17 protein-coding genes and 1 pseudogene are annotated in these 20,589 nt (G+C 36.7%); 13 read left to right on the forward strand and 5 right to left on the reverse strand.

Going from position 1 to position 20,589, the window contains the following annotated elements; translation table 11 throughout:
* Positions 1-416: 416 nt before the first annotated feature.
* Entirely contained in the window at positions 417-1,406 is a 990-nt protein-coding gene (locus GC105_RS13110) for a metal ABC transporter substrate-binding protein (protein ID WP_152805571.1), read from the reverse strand.
* Positions 1,407-1,539: 133 nt separating this feature from the next.
* On the opposite strand from GC105_RS13110, the gene GC105_RS13115 reads away from it, so the two are divergent.
* The 6 genes from GC105_RS13115 to GC105_RS13140 all read left to right on the forward strand — a co-directional run bounded on the left by GC105_RS13115 (position 1,540) and on the right by GC105_RS13140 (position 7,008).
* Positions 1,540-2,223, forward strand: a complete 684-nt coding sequence (locus GC105_RS13115; protein WP_152805574.1) for a metal ABC transporter ATP-binding protein — start codon at positions 1,540-1,542, stop codon at positions 2,221-2,223.
* Positions 2,210-3,025, forward strand: coding sequence for a metal ABC transporter permease (locus tag GC105_RS13120; protein ID WP_343030033.1), 816 nt, complete (start codon positions 2,210-2,212; stop codon positions 3,023-3,025). The genes GC105_RS13115 and GC105_RS13120 overlap by 14 nt, the downstream gene beginning before the upstream one ends.
* A gap of 165 nt (positions 3,026-3,190) precedes the next feature.
* Positions 3,191-3,622 (forward strand): Fur family transcriptional regulator, encoded by a 432-nt coding sequence (locus GC105_RS13125; RefSeq protein ID WP_152805579.1) that lies wholly within the window; start codon positions 3,191-3,193, stop codon positions 3,620-3,622.
* Positions 3,623-3,657: 35 nt separating this feature from the next.
* Positions 3,658-4,602 carry a CobW family GTP-binding protein gene (locus GC105_RS13130; protein WP_343030034.1) on the forward strand — a complete coding sequence of 315 codons (945 nt, stop codon included), beginning with the start codon at positions 3,658-3,660 and terminating at the stop codon, positions 4,600-4,602.
* A 4-nt stretch (positions 4,603-4,606) separates the two neighbouring features.
* Entirely contained in the window at positions 4,607-6,187 is a 1,581-nt protein-coding gene (locus tag GC105_RS13135; RefSeq protein ID WP_152805582.1) for a permease, read from the forward strand.
* A gap of 2 nt (positions 6,188-6,189) precedes the next feature.
* Entirely contained in the window at positions 6,190-7,008 is an 819-nt protein-coding gene (locus tag GC105_RS13140; RefSeq protein ID WP_152805585.1) for a TIGR03943 family putative permease subunit, read from the forward strand.
* Between the two features lie 319 nt (positions 7,009-7,327).
* On the opposite strand, the gene GC105_RS13145 is transcribed toward GC105_RS13140, so the two are convergent.
* A complete protein-coding gene (locus GC105_RS13145; protein ID WP_152805588.1) occupies positions 7,328-7,891 on the reverse strand; it encodes a DUF421 domain-containing protein in 564 nt (187 codons plus the stop codon).
* 951 nt (positions 7,892-8,842) lie between these two features.
* Here GC105_RS13145 and GC105_RS13150 point away from each other — a divergent pair.
* The 5 genes from GC105_RS13150 (at position 8,843) to GC105_RS13170 (ending at position 13,208) form a co-directional block, all read left to right on the forward strand.
* Positions 8,843-10,558 carry a PatB family C-S lyase gene (locus GC105_RS13150; RefSeq protein ID WP_193708419.1) on the forward strand — a complete coding sequence of 572 codons (1,716 nt, stop codon included), beginning with the start codon at positions 8,843-8,845 and terminating at the stop codon, positions 10,556-10,558.
* Positions 10,545-11,330 (forward strand): 4Fe-4S dicluster domain-containing protein, encoded by a 786-nt coding sequence (locus tag GC105_RS13155; protein ID WP_152805591.1) that lies wholly within the window; start codon positions 10,545-10,547, stop codon positions 11,328-11,330. The genes GC105_RS13150 and GC105_RS13155 overlap by 14 nt, the downstream gene beginning before the upstream one ends.
* A 135-nt stretch (positions 11,331-11,465) precedes the next feature.
* Positions 11,466-12,362 carry a helix-turn-helix transcriptional regulator gene (locus tag GC105_RS13160; protein ID WP_152805594.1) on the forward strand — a complete coding sequence of 299 codons (897 nt, stop codon included), beginning with the start codon at positions 11,466-11,468 and terminating at the stop codon, positions 12,360-12,362.
* 67 nt (positions 12,363-12,429) lie between these two features.
* Positions 12,430-12,870 (forward strand): GyrI-like domain-containing protein, encoded by a 441-nt coding sequence (locus GC105_RS13165; RefSeq protein WP_152805597.1) that lies wholly within the window; start codon positions 12,430-12,432, stop codon positions 12,868-12,870.
* A 20-nt stretch (positions 12,871-12,890) separates the two neighbouring features.
* On the forward strand, positions 12,891-13,208 hold the full coding sequence (locus tag GC105_RS13170; RefSeq protein WP_152805600.1) for a TfoX/Sxy family protein: 318 nt from the start codon (positions 12,891-12,893) through the stop codon (positions 13,206-13,208).
* 245 nt (positions 13,209-13,453) lie between these two features.
* Here GC105_RS13170 and GC105_RS13175 read toward each other — a convergent pair whose 3' ends face one another.
* Complete coding sequence (locus tag GC105_RS13175) at positions 13,454-15,943, reverse strand: glycyl radical protein (RefSeq protein ID WP_152805603.1); 2,490 nt, start codon at positions 15,941-15,943, stop codon at positions 13,454-13,456.
* 162 nt (positions 15,944-16,105) lie between these two features.
* Between GC105_RS13175 and GC105_RS13180 the strand changes: the two genes are divergently transcribed.
* Positions 16,106-17,059 (forward strand): glycyl-radical enzyme activating protein, encoded by a 954-nt coding sequence (locus tag GC105_RS13180; protein WP_152805606.1) that lies wholly within the window; start codon positions 16,106-16,108, stop codon positions 17,057-17,059.
* Positions 17,060-17,148: 89 nt separating this feature from the next.
* Positions 17,149-19,182 (forward strand): hydantoinase/oxoprolinase family protein, encoded by a 2,034-nt coding sequence (locus GC105_RS13185; protein ID WP_152805609.1) that lies wholly within the window; start codon positions 17,149-17,151, stop codon positions 19,180-19,182.
* Positions 19,183-19,482: 300 nt separating this feature from the next.
* Here GC105_RS13185 and GC105_RS13190 read toward each other — a convergent pair whose 3' ends face one another.
* Together GC105_RS13190 and GC105_RS17320 are read right to left on the reverse strand one after the other, a co-directional pair.
* Positions 19,483-20,460, reverse strand: a complete 978-nt coding sequence (locus GC105_RS13190) for a uroporphyrinogen decarboxylase family protein (RefSeq protein WP_152805613.1) — start codon at positions 20,458-20,460, stop codon at positions 19,483-19,485.
* A gap of 31 nt (positions 20,461-20,491) precedes the next feature.
* A pseudogene (locus GC105_RS17320) lies at positions 20,492-20,589 on the reverse strand (cobalamin-binding protein); the annotation flags it as partial.

Genomic DNA, 20,589 nt, shown 5'->3' on the forward strand with positions numbered 1-20,589 from the left:
ATGAAGTTTAGAATATTACTTATAGGTGAAATAAATAAACGCAGAAAATGTAGGAATTGACCTTTTCTGCGTTTTGTGTTTTTTTGAAAAACCATTATACATACCTAGTAGACAGTTCTATTGTATGTTTAAATGTAGTGGTACTATAGTTTACCAATAAAAGCAAAGTTATCGACCAACCAATTGCTGTTAATAAATTTAAGAGTGGAATCACTAACGTTGAGATGATAAATATAGAATTCTTTAATATTTACGAATGATAAAAAGCATACATTATTGAAGCTTTTCAGAAAAAATCTTGTTAACTAACCGTACACAAGATTTTTTTGACGCAGTCCATGCAAACAAGAATCTTGTCCTGATGCATAAAGCCAGCTCCTAATTGGTGTGATATGAAAACCACAATATTTTGCTGATTACTTGGTCATACTATCATAGATTTTAGACAGGTTTTCTTCCATTCGCTCTAGATATGTCATACCATCCTGGGCATTTTCCATTGTGTAAATAACTTCAACCTTTGCGCCTACTTCGTTGGCCAGCGTTTGGGAAACGGCAGGACTTACCATCTCTTCAGCAAAAATGGTCGTTACATTATTTTCTCGACAATATTCTACAAGTTCGGTCAATTGCTGTGCTGAGGGTTCACCTTCCGCAAAAACATCTCTCACGCTGTTTTGTTCCAAACCGAAATCCCGACAGAGATACCCAAAAGCAGCGTGCCCTGTCACAAAACTGTTTTTGTCCAAGGACTGGAATTTAGCATTATATTCGTTATAAAGGTTCTCCAGCTGGGAGATGAAATCATTGTAGTTTTGTTCGTAATAATCCTTATTTGAAGGATCTACTTGGACAAGTCCATCCTTGATGTTACTCACTTCTGTTTGTGCGCCCTTTATACCTAACCATAGATGAGGGTCATACTTTCCATGCGAATGATCTTCTTCGTGATCTGCATCTTCTTCATGGTCGGTGTCCTCTTCGTGTTCATGATGATCTTCAGATGCTGTTTCTCTTTCAATGAGATCTGCCCCTTTGGAAGCTTCCACAATGAACAGATTTGCATTATTGGCAGCAGAAATTGTTTCCTCCGCCCATCCTTCCATCTCCAGACCGTTATAAACAAAGATTTGAACAGTGCTTATGGTTACCAAATCCTGTGCCTTTGGTTCAAAATCATGTGCTTCCGTTCCGGCAGGTATAATCGTAGAAATTTCAACTTTGTCCTTACCCACAGCTTCAACAAACTCTTTCATTGCATCAAAGGTAACAGAAACTTTAATCTTGTTTTCTTCCGATGCGTCTGTCGTTTCAGTACCTCCAGTCGAGTTATTATTACTGCTGCACGCTGAAAAACTAACGATGACAATCAAGCAAAATAGCATAGTGACCCATCTTTTTAGCATATCATCAACCTCCTAATAATTTAGTTGCAAATGCGACCCATTTGCGTTTATAATGTATACTAGCATGACAAGAAATATTTGTCAAGTGCAAATGAAATGCATTCGCATTCATAGAAAGGGTGTTGTTTTGCTTATGATTAAAGCCGAAAACCTATTTTTTTCCTATACAGGTTCGTCGCCATATGTACTAGACGGCATTGATCTGGAAATACGTGATGGAGAGTATGTATCCGTAGTGGGTGAGAATGGTAGCGGAAAAAGTACACTAATGCGATTGATATTGAATTTCATAAAACCCACAAGTGGCAGCATAGTGCCTCAGACAAAGAGAATTGGATATGTCCCTCAAAAAAACGATTTCTCAAATTCAAGTTTTCCTATTACAGTCTATGAGGTGCTGAATTCTTATCGCAGATTATTGAAGATCAAAAATAAAGACATAATAACGGAAGCTCTTGAGCAGGTTGGATTGCTCAGTGTTAAGGGTTCCTTGATGGGTACTCTTTCCGGAGGGCAAAGCCAAAAAATACGGATTGCACGGGCGCTTATGGGCAACCCGGATTTACTTATTTTGGATGAACCTTCAACTGGAGTGGATATTGGGAGTCAAAAAGAAATTTATTCTTTTCTTAAGAAAATAAACAAAGAAAATGGAATCACCGTTGTTTCAGTAGAACACAATCTCAATGCCGCCATTTCAAATTCAACATTGATCTATCATCTCACTTGTGGACAGGGGCATCTCTGTACCCCACAGCAATATACAGATGAATTCATGAAAAACGGGGGGAAAAGCAATGACAATATTCAATTATAGCTTCATGCAAAATGCAATTTTCGTTTCCGTGTTTATTTCGATTCTGTGTCCCTGCATCGGAATCTTTTTAGTGCTACGACGTTATTCGATGATTGGGGATACATTAGCACATGCCTCCCTGGCAGGAGTCACAATTGGTCTGCTGTTAAATCAAAACCCCATACTTGGCGCATTTGTCTTTACATCCATCTGCGGCGCGCTGATCGAATTTCTGCGCAGCTATTTCAAAAAATACACCGATTTGATCCTCACGATTGTGCTTTCCCTAAGCGTGGGTACCGCTATTACCATAATCAGTTCTGGAAAGCTTCATGTAAATGCGGATTCTTTTATGTTTGGAAGCATCCTGACTGTAACTCATTTTGATATGATCATGGTGCTAATCCTCAGCGTAATTTCTGTTTTGACCCTTATTCTACTGTATCATCAAATGGTTTATATAGCATACGACGAGGAAGCCGCCAAGGTGGCAGGCGTAAAAGTTAGATTGATAAACTATATCTTTTCCATACTCGTGGCCTCCGCTATTTCTGTATCCATCAGAATCGTGGGTGTGTTAGTACTCAGCTCCATGATTGCCCTTCCCGTCGCCACGGCGCTTCAACTTGGGAAGGGATTCAAGCTCACCTTAGTATTTTCAATTGTTTTCAGTGTAATTGACATCATGCTAGGACTATTTATTTCGTATTATCTCAATGTGGCCCCAGGTGGATTTACCGCCCTAATTTCCGTCGCAGTTCTTGTCTTTGTGTTGCTAGCCAAAAAGCTGCAATCTAGCATTCGTACCGCCCGTTGCAAATGACATCTACAAGCTAACGTTTGGCTGAATCTTTAAAAAACTTGATATTATAGAATGAACAATCTATAATAAAGTAAATGCGAATAAAAAGCATTTGGACGTCATATAAAGAAATGAATCACGCATTGTAGGGAAATATAGCAAACCTACGATATAGTACTTACAAAAATGTATGAGGTGAATACAGTGAAAGAGGAACAAAACATCTGGTCTGCGGGAATAAAGAGAACTCGTCAGCGTGAAAGTGTACTATCGGTACTTGAGAATACAGATAAACCCTTAAGTGCTGCGGATATATGCTCTAGAATGGAGAAAAGCGGGGACACGGCTTGGATGTCTACTGTTTATCGAATATTGGAGATTTTTGTAAAGAAAGGTATAATCATCAAAACAAATGTTATTAATAATGAAATGGCAGTGTATGAACGAAACCGTTCCAAGCATAAACATTATGCCGTCTGCATTAACTGCCGAAAGATTATCCCAATGGATAATTGCCCGATGGAAAAATTCATTCCAAAGATTGAGGATAAGGATTTTCATATCATGGGCCATAATCTGGAGGTATTTGGGTTCTGCAAGGATTGCGACCGTGCCTGAGAGTTGTCGGATTACTATGATTAAGGAGGTGTTACATCGTGACAGAAATATTTATAATCTCAGGCTTTCTAGGAGCGGGAAAAACCACTCTGATTCAAAAGTTGCTGAAAGAGGCATTTCAAAATGAGAAGGTTGTTTTAATCGAAAATGATTTTGGCGATATTAGCGTCGATGCAGCCTTGTTGAAGTCCGGTGGTATCGAAGTGAAAGAAATAAATTCAGGCTGTATTTGTTGCAGTCTTTCGGGTGATTTTATGAAAGCCCTCAAAGAACTTTTGGAACGCTTTCATCCCGATAAAGTTGTCATAGAGCCTTCCGGCGTTGGCAAGCTGTCGGATATTATGAAGGTCTGTTCGGATCCTCGTATACTACCCCTTGCAAAAGTAAAGGCTAAAATAACAATTGCGGATGTAAAACGCTGTAAAACATACCTTGATAACTTCGGAGAATTCTTTGAGGATCAGATTCAAAACGCTGATATTGTCTTGCTTAGTCGTTCGGAGGAGTTTCCCGATAGTGTGAACGACGCTTGTAAGTTGATAAAAGAACTAAACGCACACGCACCTATCCTTTCGAAGCCTTGGCATCAAATTGTCGCCGATGAAATTTTATGTCCGAAGTATGAGTATCTAGCGGACGCTCGGCAAAAACACAATCACGAGGAGCATTGTCATGGAGAACACTGCCATTGTGGGCAAGATCATGCGGCGGAAGAAGTTTTTGATACTGTTACCATAAGGATAAATAGGGTATTTAGCATTGATGACTTGAAGGAACGAGTATTGAATATGGAAAGAAACGCGAGGGGAACGATTCTTCGCGCAAAGGGTATCGTTCGCGGTCCGAGTGGATATATGAATCTGCAATATCTCCCTGGGGATATAAAGGTAACAAAATGTGAAACCAGAGGTGGTATGATTTGCATCATTGGCCGGAATTTAAGCCGGCAGGAGCTATGCACCCTCTTTAGCGGGGAGTGATAAGATGTCGATACCTGTTTATGTTGTAACCGGTTTTCTTGACTCCGGGAAAACAACATTTCTGAACATCCTGTTGAACAGGCGCGATTGGAAGGATATTAGGATACTTATTATACAGTTTGAAACCGGTGAGGAAGTATTTCAAAGCCAGAACGGAAATTGCCATAAAATATCCTTTCCCAAAAAAGTACTTGAGCAACAGCCAAAGCAGATTATCAGTCAAATAAATGGTTATTTACAAAGCCATGAAGAAGAACTTGATGAAATTTGGATCGAGTGGAACGGCGTCGTCCCTTTTTCAGAGCTACAGTCAATGTTTTTGGATCCGTCGCTACGTTTTCTGTGCAAGATCCAAAAAACAGTACATATAGCGGATGCCGCGAATATAGAAAATCTGCTAGGCAGGACAGGCGGCGCTTTGCTCGAGCAGATTGCAAATAGTGATTTTGTAGTCCTGCGTAATGTGAGTGTGGCAGTTACTTATAAACGAATTCGTCGCCTGTTGAATGGCATCAACCCAGGCGTTGATATATATGACATAAAAGAGTATGATGATTTATATAAACAGCTGTTTAGGAAAAAAGAAAATCCTGTCAACTTTTTCTTTGCGGCACTCGTCTTTATCGTGGCCATTCACATTATGGTCAAACCAATTTTAGAGATTTTTCAGATACCTGTTAATACGATTATCAATGTATTTTTGGGAATTATCCTGCAGGCTATACCTTTTTTGTTGATTGGAGTGTTGCTTTCATCAGCAATACAGGTTTTTGTTCCTCAAAGCGTAATTGAACGCAGATTTCCCAAATCGATTGGTATTGGAATGCTGGTAGCGATTTTAGCCGGTTTTTGTTTACCAGTTTGCGACTGTGCGTCTATTCCCGTTTTTAGAAGTCTGGTAAAAAAGGGAATTCCTTTGCCAGTAGCAATAACATTTATGACAGCTTCGCCGGTCATTAATCCTGTGGTTATATTGTCAACCTATTATGCTTTTAGTGGAGATTTAAACATCGTGATTGGGCGTGTGGCTCTTGGAATTATTGCCTCTTTTATCATTGGGTTTGTTTTTGCAATTCGTCCTCCAAAAGGTCATGTATTATCCGGGGGAGGGCTTGACAGGCTGATGTGCAGCTGCGGCTGTTATGAAGATATAGAATCAATTACCACATTCAAAGGAAAGGTAAGGCTGTTCATACGGCATTCTCAAGCGGAATTTTTCAATGTAGGAAAATATTTGGTGATTGGATCGTTTGTAGCGTCTGTCTTTCAGATTTTTGGAACTGGCTTATTTACCACCGCTCAGAGCGGCGCGGGTCTGGCTTTATCCATCATTATTATGATGGTAATGTCCTTTGTACTTTCCCTATGTTCATCCTCGGACGCCATAGTGGCGCGCAGCTTTTCCATGCAATTTCCAATGGGCGCGATCATGGGATTTCTTGTGTTTGGGCCGATGATGGATATCAAGAACGTGATGATGCTCTCTTCGGGATTTTCAAAGCGCTTTATCGGAAAACTATTGTATACTATGTTTATCGTGTGCTTTGCCGTTGTCTTTATACTTTATGGGTTGGGAGTGATGTAACTATGCAAACGAGGGTAAAAGCTTTTAATCCTCAAATATTTTTAGAATTTTTGTGCTATTCCGCTTTTGCGGGATTGATGCTTTATTTGATTAGCAGTGGTAAGTACCTTTCGTATGTTACACCTAGAATGGAGCCTTATCTATATTTTACGGCAATCATCATGGGAATATGGGCTTTGGCAGTGCTTGGCAGGATGTTTCGCCCGCAACACAAAGTACGCTCCATGCACTGTTTTGTGCTGGTTATTCCTATATTGTTGTTTTTGCTTCCCCATGGTCCACTAAGCACTTCCGATTTTTCAGATAATTTTATCGGTGGAAATACATTTGCCAATCGTCGTGAGCAGAACTCAAATGATTTATCATTGGAAGATAGATCACCGACAGATACCACTAATCTCTACACGCAAACCAATGTGCCGGAATTACCTGGATTAGATACAGTAAATAAAAAAATTACCGTATCAAATGATGATTTCGGCAAATGGCTTTCTGAAATACATATGAATATGGAGAAATATGAAGGGTATACGATTATCATGACGGGGTTCGTATTAAAAAATTCTGAAGTACTGGAAGAGGATGAGTTTATACTTGCCCACCTGATAATGTCCTGCTGCGTTGCGGATTTAGCACCTGCTGGATTATTATGTAAACATGACGATGTTTCTGACCTAAAAAATGATACATGGATAACGGTTGAAGGAACTTTCTTTATCGGGCAATACGAATATGATGGAAAGAACTATGATGATCCACAGATTAATGTCACAAATATTACGCCCGCAGAGGCGGTAGAGGGATATGTCTATCTATATTAAATTAATGCACCGCTGTTCACACTGTTCTAATGCAATACTTGTTGCAATGCGGGTTTACAGAATTTATTAACATTACTAAGATACATACCTCAAAACCAAATATAAGCAATGATAGTTGATAAAATTGAAGATTACTGATGGAGTAGTTATAATGTGTATATAAGTGAAGTTCACAGAAGTTTACAGCTCGGTACAAAAATGTTACTTTTTTGTGAAGATATTTGATGTCGTACTTACTATTATATGATAAAAAGGGTCTCCTATTAAAGTTATAGGAGGCTTTATTCGTTATTTCTAGACAATATTTAGTATAAATACATTAAGGTTGATTATCTGTGTTTCTTATTTCGTCAAAAATATTGGATGAGTTGGATCGTGGCTGCTGTTGTTGAAGGTAAGGTTCAAACATTTGTTTTAAATCTCCTACAGTTAAAGGCTTTGCATCTGGCATAAGTTCATATCCAAGTTGTCCATTTGGTTCTAAGGTGGCAGTTTTTACATCTGTTATATTGGAGATTCCCTTCTGGCGAAGTCGCATCTCCAGTTGGTCAGCTGTAAATCTTAGCTTTCTTAAATTTGTTAAAACAATTTCTCCATCTTTAATAACAATTTTTGACTTACCCGTAAGTAGCTTTTCTATAAAGTTATATCGCACTTGCAAATATTCCATTAACATCATGGAAGTAACAAATACAGCAGCTGCGATAGCTGTTCTCTTGATACTGTCTTCAATAATAGGTTGAATAATAATAGATCCAATTGAGATCATAACTACTGTTTGCGCTATGGTCATCTGGGAAATGGATTTTCGACCAGAGATCCGAAGCAAAATCACACCTGTTAATACGAGAATAATGGATTCTTTTATTAACGCTAGTTCCATATAATTCATCACATCCTAAGAAGATTATTATACATAGTTTTGACTTACTCAAAGGATATATGCGATATTTTAATAACTTCATGAGATATTTACTCATATAAGCAAAGGGAACAGTTCTATGGATAAAGAATATAACACAGATGAGTAATTATAAGAAAAGATAGAAAGGATTTTTCAAGGTAATTCATTAATAGGTAAAGTCTAAACAATATAAATATAATATTGAGAGAGATTAAAAGATGAATATGCTTCCATTAAGCAAATAGATATAAACCCATATTCAAAGACTCTAAAAAAGAAAAAAATACGCACTTTTTTTAAAATAAAGAAAGCTTGTAAGTCCTTATTTATATGGGTTACAAGCTTTTTTATCTCTTACAACTGTCAAAGACAGAATTTTATCACAATTCCTGTTTATTGGTATTTAAATTATGTAGTTTACTTTAAAGCTTTTTTATAGTTTTTATGGTAAAATAATGAAAAATAGGATATTAAATCATTATGAATACTAAAGGAACAAAAGGTATATTAATTGAAAGGGATAATAGAAATATTATAATACAAGAGGTACAAAGTGTAAAAAAATAAACGAATATAAGCACGTGTAGTAACAGGTAGTACTTTTAAAGCTTATTGTAGCTTTTATGGTATAAAAGAGGCAATTCCGTCTGATACAATAACAGTTAGCCAAACTCTATTATTAAGACATTGCTCATAGACCATTGCTTACAGATACTTGTTTGTGAATATTCGTAGTAGCAGTACCTATTGTCTACTTTATCCTCCGCAGATTGCTTCGACCGCTTTGCGGTCTCAGTCGTTGGCACTTGTTCATAGAAGTCATTTGTTTTTCTCGTGCAAGCACGGAAAATCATATGAATTCTGCGAACCAATCTGCTGGTGCGCATATTATATCATATTCGCTATAAATAAAAGAAGGAGAGTGGTAGCATGAATTATGATTTAGATAGAATTGTTAATCGCTTGGGTACAAATAGTGCAAAATATGAGTTTGGTGCAATGATTAATCCAAAAGCAGATTTGGATACATTGCCGCTCTGGGTAGCAGACATGGATTTTGCAGTTGCTAGACCCATACAAGAAGCAATGAAAGCAAGAATAAATAGGGAGATTTATGGCTATAGTATGCATTTGACCGGAGAGTATTTCAGATCTGTGGGATCATGGATGCAGAGAAGATTTGATTGGTATGTAAATTCAAATGATATTTTTATATTTTCTGGAGTAGTGCCAGCGTTAAGTTGTTTGATTAAATGCTTTTCAGATGAAGGTGATGGAGTAATTATTCAAAGACCAGTATACTATCCTTTTTCTTCTAGTATAGAAGAAAATCACCGTGTAGTTGTAAATAACGCACTAGTCAATAACAATGGTTACTATACCATGGATTTCGATGATTTGGAACAGAAAGCAAAGGATCCAAAGAATAAGATGATGATTCTTTGTTCTCCCCATAATCCTGTTGGCAGAGTATGGAAAGCAGAGGAGTTAAAACAAGTTGGTGAGATATGTTTAGGAAATAATGTAATATTGGTGTCTGATGAGATTCATTACGACATTGTGAGAAAAGGTTGTTCCCATACAATCCTAGATAAGCTATTTCCCCATGATGATAGAATCATTACATGCACTGCACCAAGTAAATCCTTTAATCTGGCAGGACTTCAAACTTCACATATTGTGATAAAAAACAAGGCATATCAAAAAAGATGGAAAGAAGTCTCGGGTATGCAAATGCTTAATCCAATCTCTATATGGGCGGTACAAGCGGCTTATGATGAATGTGAGGATTGGATGGATCAGGTAAATGATTATATTGATGACAATATGAATTATTTAAAGAAATTTTTACATAAAAACTTACCTGAAACAAAATTTATACCATCTGAAGGAACATATCTTGCATGGATCGATTTTGAGGCCTATGGGTTTAATGGCGAAGAGTTAAACGATTTGTTGGTGAAAGATGCAAAGGTACTATTAGATGGGGGTAATATGTTTGGTACTGAAGGAGAAGTTTTTCAAAGAATAAATGTAGCCTGCCCAAGAAGTATCCTTACGGAATGTCTTAATCGTATTTCTAAAACGATGAATAAAGTACGCATAGGTGAGAAACTACGTAATTTTACTTATGACTCACCTTGGAAGCAGGGCATTAATTTTCAAACTAAAGTACATAAAAAAACTTATTTAATGTTCTTAAGATATTATGGATGTCCAATTTGTCAACTGGATATGATGCAAATCAAGGAAAGATACCAAGAATTTATAGATAAAGATTCACAGGTGTTTGTCGTATTGCAGAGCCTGCCACAAACTTTGTGCAAGCAAGTATTAGAGAAAGATATACCCTTTGAAATCATTTGTGATCCGCTACAAGAAGTCTATAAATTATACAATGTAAATACTGCATACAGCATGGCTGGTATGTTCTGTGAATCTGTTTTAGAAAAAGTATTGAAGGCGACAGAGCTTGGGCTTAAGCATGGAGAATATGAAGGAAATGAACTACAATTTCCTGCTGTTGTTCTTTTTGATGGAAATCAAAAGGTGATGTATATTAAATATGGACTGAATCCGGCTGATATTCCTAATGTTGACGAAATGCTTGAAAAGTTAGAGGAGGGTCAAAATGAAATTTACTAAGGCAACATTAATGTACTTCTCGCCAACAGATACCACAAAGAAGACAATAGAAAATATTGCAAAAGGTATAGCTATTAACGAGATTATCCATATGGATTTAACGGACTTTGATATGCGTTGGAAAAAAAGAAAGTTTGAAGCAGATGAACTAGTGATTATTGGTATGCCGGTTTACGGTGGCAGAATAGCTCCCACAGCAAAAGAAATATTCAATCGAACTGAGGCTAAGGGTACTCCCTGTATTGCTGTTGTGGTATATGGTAACAGAGCCTATGAGGATGCACTGATTGAATTAAAAAACAAATCAGGAAAAAGTGGATTTAAAGTAATTTCTGCAGCTGCATTCATAGGAGAACACGCATGGAATAATGAAGTAGCTAATGCAAGACCTGATGAAAAAGATGAAAAGATGCAAATAGATTTTGGTCAAAAAGTAGCTGGAAAGATAGAGAACATATCCATTTTTGATGAAGTTTGCATTAAAATCCCTGGTAATGACCCATATAAATATGTTAAGGATATTCACATTTCACCAGAAACTGATGAAGAAAAATGCGTGGGTTGCGGTAAATGTCAGATTGGTTGCCCCATGAAAGCAATTGACCCTTATGATTACACCCGATCAGATAATTTCAGATGTATTTTGTGTTTTAAATGCATTAGGGATTGTACTGAAAATGCTCGAAGCATTACAGTATCTGAATTTATTATGCAAAGCAAACTTTTAGCCGCTATGAACCAAGAAAGAAAAAAACCGGAGATATTCATTTAAAAATACTTGTCAGCTTATTCTCTATAATTGACTTGTTTTACATCTCTTTACATATAGAGGCGAAAAGTTGATAATTGAATTAATTAAAAAATACCACATAAATATGACATAAGGTTGTCATATAGAGGTGATGAGATGCAAATTAACCGAATGTTTGAAATAATATATATACTTATTGATAAGAAAACTGTTAAAGCAAGAGAATTGGCAGAGAGATTTGAAGTTTCTCAAAGAACAATTTATCGTGATATTGAAACTTTATCATCAGCAGGAATTCCTATTTTTATGAGCAAAGGCAAAGGTGGTGGGATATCAATTTTAGATGACTATGTACTGAATAAAGCTGTATTAACAGAGGAAGAAAAAACTGATGTTTTATCCTCGATGAAAGCAGTAGGTGCAATTAATTTTAATGCAACAGATTCTGCATTAAAAAAGTTAAACAGCCTATTTGGAGAAAATAACTCGGATTGGATTGAGGTAGATTTTTCATCATGGTACAATTCAGAGAAAGAGTCTGAAACTTTTAATGATATTAAGTCCGCTATTCTATCTAAGAAAATAATAAACTTTACCTATTCAAGTGGAAAGGGCGAAAAAACTTCACGAGAGGTTGAGCCTTTGAAGCTTTGTTTTAAAGGGATGTCACGATATTTGTACGCTTATTGCATTTTGAGACAGGATTTTCGCTTTTTTAAACTAAGTCGAATAAAAGATAATGTGGTTACAGAGAAACATTTTGAGCGAATAGTTACGAGACCCGTATTCAAGACAGATAATATGTTTGAGGAGCAATATATTACTTTAAAATTAAAGCTATCCCCTAATATGGCTTTTCGGATTTATGATGAATTTGATAATTATACCATAGAACCGGATGGTAGTTTTATTATCCAAACAGTATATCCTGTGGGTGAGTGGTTGTTCGCTTATATATCTTCTTTTGGTAGTAACTGTGAGGTGTTGGAACCTTTAGATATAAGAAACTCAATTAAAGAGGAATTCCAAAAGACTTTGAATAATTATTTATAATATGACACGCTGTTGTCATATTACCTTGTTTATACTAACCATATCAAATATATGGAGGTCGTTTAAAATGAATTATGAAATAGTAAATCTTGAAGAAAAAATTATTGTTGGTGTAAGCACGGAAACAAGTAACGAAGATCCCAAAATGGGTGAGAAAATCGGCAAGCTTTGGGCAGAGTTATATCAAGGTGGCGTTAATGCAAAAATAAATAATAAAGTGAATAATTATGCAATAGGGCTTTATTCTAATTATACAGAAAACGGTTATATTGTGACCGCAGGAAATGAAGTAGAAAAGTCAGAAAATGATGAGCTTACAACAAAAGTTATTCCTGCTGGTAGATATGCAAAATTCTCTGTGCGTGGACATATGGAAAAAGCAGTTGCGCAAGCATGGGGCAAAATATGGAGTATGGATTTAGACAGGAGTTTTACAGGCGATTTTGAAGAATACATAAACAGCGACTTTGCGAATGCAGATATTGATATTTATATTGCATTAAAATAATGGGATAAAGGAGTTGCAATATGGCAACATCAGTAGAATACATGGAGTATATATGTGACCAAATAAGGGGAATCGGTGATATCCGATATAAAAAGATGTTCGGTGAATATATGTTGTATGTGAATGACAAACCAATCCTACTGGTTTGTGATAGCACTGTATATGTAAAATGTCTTGATTGTATCGCGGAACAAATGAAAAATGAACAAACAGGTATTCCGTATACGGGTTCTAAGGCTCATTATATTTTAGATATTGATAATAAAGATTTTAGCAAAGATGTAATACTCTCTTTAGAAAAAGTAATTCCTTTGCCAAAGCCAAGAAAGAAAATTTAAAATAGCCGCCAGAATTTTTCAATTCTGGCGCTTAACTATATTAATTTCGTCATAATGGATGTAATTAGAAATCACACTGTCCATATGCCTTGGATGAACTAGATGAAGATTTGCAGTAGTAATGTAGGTTTTTCTTAAGTCTAAGTGCAAGATATGACTTTCATCTAGAGGGTTAGTATTCGAAAGATTAAACTGGTCCTTTGCAAGAAATTAGATATATCTTACTAGTATTATAAATAAAAGTATTAAATAGCTTGCTCGGTACGTTGTATAAAGTCGTCCTGAGTGTTCTTACTCAGAGTTACAAAATAGGTTGAGAAGCCTGCTATACGCACTATTAGGTTCTTGTGTTCGTCGGGATTTTTTTGTGCTTCTTGGAGTGCTGCAGTACTAACTACATTGAACTGAACTTGCATACCACCTAAGGAAAAATAAGCCTTAATAAGTTGCTTTAGCTTTTCGGCGCCATCTTCTCCCTCGACAGATGATGGAGTAAATCGAATATTCAATTGATCTCCGTTGGATAGCGCTTGGTGAGGCAGTTTAGCGGCACTTCTTAGGTAGGAGGTAGGACCATTTTTGTCAAAACCTTGACGTGGTGAGATAGCATCAGCTATGGGTTCACCGTTTTTTCTACCGTCAGGTGTAGCGCCTAGCATTTCGCCCATATAGATATGAGCAGTCATGGTAAATGTGCCACCGGAGTATTTACCTCTGGGACCATCTGCATTGGCCATGATATCTGCAAAGAGACCTAATGCCCATGAAGCCAGCTCATCTACTTCATCGTTGTCATTACCGTAATGTGGTACTTCATTGATCACAGTTTGGCGAAGCTGCTCGTAGCCTTCCCAATTATTCATCAGAGCGTCATATAGTTCTTTTAAAGGAACAGTCTTGTCGTCAAAGCAGAGTTTTTTTATAGTCATTAGGCTATCGCCTACATTAGCTGTACCACAAGCGGTTAAACCTGTACGGTTGTATTTAGCGCCGCCCTCTGTAACATCTTTACCTTTTTCCATGCATCCTTCCATCATAGATGAAGCAACAATGGATGGGAAGTACTGGGAATACACCATTTCAAAAGTATTGGCGTATGAGACAGTCCAATCAAGGACATACTGCATCTCAGCTTTGAAGGCTTCTTTGACCTGGTCGAAACTCTCATACTCATAGAGTTTTTTACAAGGTAGCGCCATTTTGCCTGTTCTCGGATTGATGCCACCATTTATGGTGAGCTGCACTACGTCAACCATATTCCAGATAGATTCTCGTCCTGTCATACCGCAAGCAGGCCACTCATTACCGGTACCCCCTGGCTCTACACAACCAACAATACTGTAGTCACAAGCGTCTTCATGAGAAAAACCAATATCCATTAGAGATTTAATAATAACATCGTCATTTTGTATCTGAGGGATACCACCACAAAGTTTGCTAGACTCAATACCCAATCTCCAGACATCATCTGGAGTATTTTTATGTACTCGGAGTGCAACAGTAGGATCTGGAAAATTCATTCTGCCATAGGTCTGAAGTAGTGAGTAGGTGACAGGGGTGGTTTCATCTGATCCGTCAGCTTTATGACCACCTAATGTAAGGTTTATCCCGGCAGTAGGAGTTAGACCATTATAAATTGAAGAATATAGGCTCTGACCTTGGGCAATCAAATCGATGATGCGTTTGTTGTCCATGAAGAAACCTGGTAGCACAATAATGTCGCTCAAGCGAAGAATAAAGGCATCTGAGTATTCTTGAGCTTGTTCTTGTGTAATAGTACCCTGATCCAGTTGATTTTGAAGAAGATGACCTGTATATTTATCAATACGACCGATAGACTGTCCATGTTGTTGTGCGTCAGTGGATAGCATTAATTGATAGAATATAGTAGCCTGTAGACCTTCCCAATAGGTGCGTGCAGGGTTCTCCATGATCCAATCAAGTGAATCCGCCATGCTTAGAAGTTCGCTTTTTCTCTCGAGAGTTTCTATACTCGCCTTTTGGCGGCAGCCTTCAGCATAACGTTTAGATAGTAAGATAGCACCATCACAGATGCGAACAACTGCATTATAAAAAGCGTGAGACTTGGCAGCATTACCGAAAATCTTTCCCTTTTGTGCTTCGAGTTTCTCCAACGCTTCTTTTCGGACTTCGCCGAAGCCTACATTAATAACCTTGTTAAAGTTGGCAATAAAATGCCCCTGAGGCATACCTGATACGCCAAAGAAAAATGGGTCGTTTTTACCTGTTCCAAGGATACAACCATTGCCAGCAGCGTCCCAGAAGTCATCGGAGAGCGCTCCTTCAACCATTCTGGAGATAGTTCTGTCCTTCCAGAATTCATTTGCTTCACGAAATATTATTCGTTGTTCGTCGCTCATATAGATGGAGTCGGATGTTTGCCATGCCTTTTTAAAGTTATCATCAGTGTCATCTACAATGCCAGGTATCCACTGACAGCTCCACTCTACATAAGGACTTAGGGAGCGTTCATCGGGACCTGGAGTTCCAACAAAGATATCATCGTCAAAAATATTAATCTGTTTAGTAGCACACCATGTATAGAAGGCGCCTGCGCGCTTCAGGATGGGATACTCGTTTTCATGTGCCTCATAATAATCTGTATAGATTTTTGTACGCTCAGAATTAATAGTCATATTTCGACCGCTAGTAAATACATCACGCTTCTCACGGATGCGCTTAATTCGATCAGATACAGGAAAAAATTCAAACATAGGTAATTCTCCTTTCCATAATTTAGTTATTATATATTATACCACAATAATTTGTAAAATTAAGAAAATTTATAGTTTAAAAGAGAAAGATCTATTGAAATAATCTATTCTTTTGATATACTGAAATAAGGCAAAGCAGATTATATATGGAGGTATTTTAATATGGAAAAAGTAATTACGGGAAAGACCTATGATATACAAGGATTTAGCGTACAGGATGGTCCTGGCATCCGTACTACAGTTTTTCTTAAAGGTTGTCCTCTGGATTGCCCGTGGTGTCACAGTCCTGAATCCAAAGAGTTTTCTAGTGAACTAAATTGGATGAGTATTCGCTGCATTGGCATTGATGACTGTGGAATGTGTATTGGTGTTTGTCCCAATGATGCAATTAACCGTGGTCTGATTAACCATATAGAGTTGGGGGATGATATTGTATACCCTCATGTAGATAAGTCCAAATGCAATGACTGCGGCGTATGCGCTAATGTCTGCAAAGCAGACGCACTTTATATATGTGGAGTTGACCAGTCCGTTGATGAGGTAGTAAACCGCTTAATTCGTGACAAGCCATTTTTTGACGAATCAAATGGTGGTGTGACTATTTCAGGAGGAGAGTGCCTCTGTCAACCTGAGTTTACTATTGAACTTTTGAAAAAATGCAAGGAAAATCAAATAAATACAGCTATTGATACTACTGGATTTGTTAAGTGGCAAAACATAGAAAAAGCGCTACCCTATAGTGATTTATTTCTTTACGATCTTAAGTGCATGGATAGCGAACTTCACAAGAAAATTATCGGAGTGCCTAACGAGCTAATATTAGAAAATGCACGAAAAATTGCAAATAAGGGTGGGCGGTTCTGGATTCGTATTCCTGTTATTCCGATGCTAAATGATTCGAAAGAACATTTTGAAAAATATGGTGAATTTCTAAGAGATATAAAATATAACATAGACATTGTACAACTTCTTCCTTACCATAAGATGGGTATATCAAAGTATGATCGACTTCTTAATAATCAAAAGGTATTTGTTTCAGAGCCTCCAAATGATAAGTTAATGCAAGCCCGTAAGGAACAACTTGAAGGTTACGGGTTAAAGGTTAGGATACATTAATTAAAGGAGAAGCCCCTATATTGAATAATAAGATATACTTATATTATAATATAGATTAAAATGAATATTTAAACAAAAGGGGTTTTCTTATGAAAATAGGAATAGGTATTGATACTGGAGGTACATATACGGATATTGTAATATATGAATTTAGTGAAAAAGAAATATTATTTTCAGCAAAGGCACTTACTACAAAGCAGGATTTATCCATAGGAATTGGAAATGCTTTAGATCAATTGCCATCACAAATTCTAAAACAAGCTAGCTTGGTTTCACTTTCCACTACTTTGGCTACCAACGCCTGTGTAGAAGGTATAGGTGGGAGAGGAAAGCTTATCTTTATTGGGGCAGATAAGGATGTGATTGACCGTACTGGAAAGTCTTACGGTTTGCCAGACTCTAGTGAAATATTTTTTTTAGATGGTGAAATTAGCTATAGTGGTGAGATAGAAAAAGAACCAGATTGGGAAGCATTTAAAGTAGATTCTAAAGAATGGATAAAAGATGCAGATGCAATAGCAGTTGTTCAGCACCTTGGAATTAGGAATTCAGGGAGTGAAGAAAAGGCAAAGGCAATCATTACTAAGGAATATGGATTAAACACGGTATGTGGACATGAATTGTTTTCTGATTTGAATTATGTGAAAAGAGGCTCATCTACTCTATTAAATGCAAGATTGATACCAGTAATAGAACAGTTTTTGGATGCAATAAAAAAATCATTAAATAAACGAGAGATTTTAGCTCCAGTTGTTATTGTACGTAGTGATGGAAGCTTAATGTCTGAGAGTTTTACTAATATTAGACCTGTAGAAACGCTATTGTGTGGTCCAGCAGCTAGTGTTATGGGAGGAATAGAACTAACAGGAAAGAAAGATTGTGTTATCATCGACATGGGAGGAACAACCACAGATATGGCATTGGTAAAGGACGGAATACCGGTGAAAGCCCGAGCAGGTGTTAAAATAGGAGATTGGCAAACTTTTGTTAAGGCTGTGTATATTGATACCTTTGGGTTAGGTGGCGATAGCTCTGTAAGAGTAGATAAACACGGTGAACTAAGTTTAGGTACTAGTCGTGTCATACCCTTATCTATTGCAGCAAAAAGATGGCCACAAATCATAAAAAAATTGAATAAGCTAATTGGGCAAGGTCAGTTTTCTTTTGATCCTTTACATGAATTTTTTTGCATTGTAAAAGACATTTCAAGTTCAAATTCTTATAGTAAAGAGGAATTAGCACTATGTACTGCATTAGTAGATGGGCCACTTCTTTATCAAGAGGCAGTAGAATTGTTACAAAAGCGTGGTTATACATCTCAACTAAGACGATTAGAGAGTGAAGGAATTATAATGAGATGTGGAGTGACTCCAACTGATATTATGCATATTAAAGGAGATTTTTGTGAGTTTAATACAAAAGCTGCAGAACTAGGTGTATCTTATCTATCAAATCTATATAATCATTTGAATCAACGTACAAGTAATACAAAGATAACAATCGAAGATTTTTGTAATAAAGTTTATGATCTAGTTAAAGAGACTTTATATTTTAATATAGTAAGAATGCTTCTTGAAGACAAATATGAAAATTATAAGAAGAATGGTATAGATGAAAACATGGAACAAATCATTAAGGATAGCTGGAAAAATTCTAAGGATGAGACCCCTGCATTTTTAAATGTTCAATTTTTAATTCCATCTGCAAGTCTAGTTGGAGTTGGAGCACCTATTCATTTATTTTTGCCTGATGTAGCAAAAGTGTTAGGAACACAATGTGTGATACCTGAGAATGCGGGAGTAGCCAATGCTATAGGTGCTATCGTAGGTAATATACGTGTTGTACATGATATTTATGTGAAACCGGATGATGAGAAAGGTTTTATTGTATTTTGTAAATCTCAGAACAAATATACTGATGATTATACAGAGGCTTTAGAAATTGCCACAAATGAAGCAAAAAAAGAAGCTATAGATGAAGCAAGAAGACGTGGTGCGTCAGGTGAAATTACAGTTACAGTTAATATAGATAATTCAGAAGCTATAAAAGAGCTTGCAAGTGTATTTTTGAGTACTACTATAAGTGTTACTGCAGTTGGAAGAATTTCTATAGGGACTAATTAGTTTTTGAAAATGACTCTGTTTGTAGTATTACTAGAATATTAGCAGCTTTTAAAGGAATCATAGGTGGGTTGAAATCTGCAAGGGTATGGATGAATGAAAATGAAGAATTAATTGATTTGTGGATTTAGTAGTTTTTAAAAGTATGAAAAATAATACTTTTGTCAAGTGGACAAAAATAATGGATGGCTAAAAATATAAAAACACCCTCCCATTGGAGGGTGTTTTTCATGGGAAACATGCTATAAATTATGAATCCTTTATCTAGGTATTATATCTAGACTGTTATTTTAAGTGTGTTAATTAAAACATTTCTTTACTCATTCTATCAATTGCAGCACTTGTTTCTTCATATACTCCTGGGAATGAGCTAAAATTCAAGCCCTGAGTTAAGTTTGGAATAAAATATAACTTACCACATGACTTACAAGCTTTTTCCACATGCTCAGCTACTATTTCAGGTGTCCATTCAGGGAAATCAACTTTACCGCTATCAATTTCGCCCATGAATGTTATTTGGCTACCGTATTCTTTTATAAGTTCAGGAGTGTTGTTAGTAGTCATAACTCCCTGCCAAATATCTATGCCTACTTCGATCATAGAAGGAACTAGGTTAACTCCATATGTATCACTATGATGGACAATAAGTTCAACACCATTTGCTTTGTAGTAGCCATATATTTTCTTATAAGCTGGTACAAAGAATTCTTCAAACATATCAGGTGAAAGGAATGAAGAAATTTGACTACCCCAATCATCGTGATGAAATATGCAATCAGGATGAAGACGATTAATCATTTCTTTAGCATATGCTAATTCATATTCAGTAAGATAAGCAATTAGTTCATGCATTGCTTCAGGTTCTTCATAGAATGCCATTAATGCTTCTTCCATACGCATAAGGTGATGAGTCATTTCAAATAGACCAGGTGCAACAAAGGCTGCAACAAATACTTCGTTACGATCTATATTATTTGCATGTTCTACAGCAGCCGCCCATGCTTCATCAGAAGTTGGTACAGCAGGTGCTTTAACATACTTGCTCCACTCTGTAATATCTTTTAATACAATATGTTCTTCATCATGTACAGGGAAACCTCCAAGTTGACCTTCTGGCCATCTAAATGTAACTCCCCATTCATTTTTTATTTCTTGACCTGGACCTACCATTGTTCCTAAAGGAGCTTCCATTACTAATTCCATAAATTCATATTGGTTTACAAATCTATCAGGATTACCACCTTTTATTGTTTCTAATAAATTTTGTCTTTTAGTTAACATATATTATGCCTCCTTATATTTAGGTAAGTTTTTAAGCTGTTACTAATTCTTTAGATTTTACAGCAGCACTACCTGCATCAGGAGCATAACCATCTGCGCCAATTTCAGCTGCATATTCAGGAGTTACAG

It is taken from the genome of Alkalibaculum sporogenes (genome assembly GCF_009362815.1).
Taxonomy (GTDB): domain Bacteria; phylum Bacillota; class Clostridia; order Eubacteriales; family Alkalibacteraceae; genus Alkalibaculum_A; species Alkalibaculum_A sporogenes.

Excerpts from the sequence above, each read along its gene's own strand:
- GC105_RS13145 (WP_152805588.1), bottom strand. The coding sequence starts at position 7,891 with ATGGAACTAGCGTTAATAAAAGAATCCATTATTCTCGTATTAACAGGT.
- GC105_RS13190 (WP_152805613.1), bottom strand. The coding sequence starts at position 20,460 with ATGTTAACTAAAAGACAAAATTTATTAGAAACAATAAAAGGTGGTAAT.
- GC105_RS13135 (WP_152805582.1), top strand. The coding sequence starts at position 4,607 with ATGTCGATACCTGTTTATGTTGTAACCGGTTTTCTTGACTCCGGGAAA.
- GC105_RS13155 (WP_152805591.1), top strand. The coding sequence starts at position 10,545 with ATGAAATTTACTAAGGCAACATTAATGTACTTCTCGCCAACAGATACC.
- GC105_RS13150 (WP_193708419.1), top strand. The coding sequence starts at position 8,843 with ATGAATTATGATTTAGATAGAATTGTTAATCGCTTGGGTACAAATAGT.
- GC105_RS13175 (WP_152805603.1), bottom strand. The coding sequence starts at position 15,943 with ATGTTTGAATTTTTTCCTGTATCTGATCGAATTAAGCGCATCCGTGAG.
- GC105_RS13180 (WP_152805606.1), top strand. The coding sequence starts at position 16,106 with ATGGAAAAAGTAATTACGGGAAAGACCTATGATATACAAGGATTTAGC.
- GC105_RS13185 (WP_152805609.1), top strand. The coding sequence starts at position 17,149 with ATGAAAATAGGAATAGGTATTGATACTGGAGGTACATATACGGATATT.
- GC105_RS13165 (WP_152805597.1), top strand. The coding sequence starts at position 12,430 with ATGAATTATGAAATAGTAAATCTTGAAGAAAAAATTATTGTTGGTGTA.
- GC105_RS13125 (WP_152805579.1), top strand. The coding sequence starts at position 3,191 with ATGTATGAGGTGAATACAGTGAAAGAGGAACAAAACATCTGGTCTGCG.
- GC105_RS13115 (WP_152805574.1), top strand. The coding sequence starts at position 1,540 with ATGATTAAAGCCGAAAACCTATTTTTTTCCTATACAGGTTCGTCGCCA.
- GC105_RS13170 (WP_152805600.1), top strand. The coding sequence starts at position 12,891 with ATGGCAACATCAGTAGAATACATGGAGTATATATGTGACCAAATAAGG.
- GC105_RS13140 (WP_152805585.1), top strand. The coding sequence starts at position 6,190 with ATGCAAACGAGGGTAAAAGCTTTTAATCCTCAAATATTTTTAGAATTT.
- GC105_RS13160 (WP_152805594.1), top strand. The coding sequence starts at position 11,466 with ATGCAAATTAACCGAATGTTTGAAATAATATATATACTTATTGATAAG.
- GC105_RS13110 (WP_152805571.1), bottom strand. The coding sequence starts at position 1,406 with ATGCTAAAAAGATGGGTCACTATGCTATTTTGCTTGATTGTCATCGTT.